Genomic DNA, 1,656 nt, shown 5'->3' with positions numbered 1-1,656 from the left:
ATGTTCAGGTGCAGTTCCATGAAGTCTTCCTGATTGTAGAAGACGCGCCGGCAAATCCCCAGATCATGCCCGGCGATATCCTCCACCGAACGATCAGTGACCAGATAGGCATCCAGTTCCGGCCGCACCCTCGCAATCAGACGGCACAGTTCCGGGCCAAGGTCTTGCGGGGCAATATCCTCAATCTCCTCAACCCCGCCTGCGCGGTTCAAAAAGCGCGTGAGAATGGTCAGTTCCACATCCGATTCCATCCGCAGGCCGGGCCGCACCACGATGGCTTGAATATTATGGTTGAACAGTACCCCGATCAGCGCGTCTTGCAGACTTGGCACCACTACGGGTTCATAGATGAACGCGTCTTCGCTGCGCCGCATCGAAGTCATGTTGGCCTTGAGCCAGCGTTCCTGATGCTCATTCACATCATCGACGATCATCACCTCGAAATAAGGCTTCGACAGTGCGCGCGCCTCGGGCGGCAGCATCGCGTCCTCATCATGGTCATCATCGCGACCGTCCCGATCAAGCGGGATCGTGCGGCGGCGATAGGCGCCGGTGGAAAGTGCGCGTGTTACGCGACGCACCGAAAATGCCACCTCCGCGATATGGTCGTTTTCAAACTGGCGGCGCATGGTGTCAAAGGCCGACATGCCGGGAAATGCCCAATACCTTTCGATCAGGGCAAGGGATTCAAAGAGTTTTCCCGCCTCCGCCCGTGCGGATTTCGCGCGCCTGCCCTCCGGCTCTCGATGTAGGCTGTCAAGCTTTTCGCGCAATGTGCTCCACCGATCCGACCGCAACTGCACGGCAGAGTAGTAATCGTTCATCGACTGCATCAGGCATCCTTTCTGATCGGTCGACGAGGCGATCTGTGCGACGGATCAACCCGTCGCACAGAAGCGCCCCTTCAACCGGAAGTGAGCTTTCCCGCAAGCGGCGGAAACGAGGTATCGTCACGGAATGGCGGGCCCATCGAAACATGCGCCGCCCCCGTGACGGAATTGTCGCGCAGATCCACCGCGTCGGGTTTGCGCTGCTGTGGCATCTGCAACGGCCCCAAGGTATTCAGATAGGCATCCGTCCCGCTGGCGCGATCATAAACCGAGAAATCAACCGAACGGTCGCGGAAACTTTTGAGCACCTGACCAAGGCCCTTCATGCCGGTTTCGCGCTGACGGCGCACCAGATCAAGATCGACCTCGATCGGGAACATATCTTCCTGCCCCGCCGATTGGTGCAAGACCATCGCACTTGGGTCAATCACGCAGGAGCGCCCGTTGCCGCCCGCGCCAAGCCCGTTCACATCAATGACATAGCATTGGAACTGCGCTGCCGTCGCCCGCGCGATGGCAAGTTCGGCGTCGCGGTCTGTGGTGCCGGTCAAGACCGGATGCAACAGCACCTCCACCCCTTGCGCGGTCAGTTGCCGCGTCGTTTCCGGGAACCAGATATCATAGCAGATCGACAAGCCGAACCGCCCGATACCCGGCACATCGAACACACAAAACTCAGTCCCCGCCACAACGTCGGTTTCATACGGACGAAACGGGAACATCTTGCGGTAGAATGTCACAATCTCCCCCTGAGGGTTGATCACCGCTGATGTGTTGTAGATCCGCCCATCCTCGGTTTTCTCAAACATCGAACCGGGAATCAGCC

1 protein-coding gene and 1 pseudogene are annotated in these 1,656 nt (G+C 58.8%); both read right to left on the bottom strand.

The window, feature by feature from the left end; genetic code table 11:
- Nucleotides 1–833: pseudogene (locus tag L0H65_RS19600) on the bottom strand (ornithine decarboxylase); the annotation flags it as partial.
- Nucleotides 834–904: 71 nt separating this feature from the next.
- The coding region (locus L0H65_RS19595; RefSeq protein ID WP_301460860.1) for a carbon-nitrogen hydrolase family protein at nt 905–1,656 on the bottom strand (752 nt) is incomplete at its 5' end.

It is taken from the genome of Pseudorhodobacter sp. (assembly GCF_030452865.1).
GTDB lineage: Bacteria > Pseudomonadota > Alphaproteobacteria > Rhodobacterales > Rhodobacteraceae > Pseudorhodobacter.
This window is presented reverse-complemented; position numbering and strand designations above follow the sequence as displayed.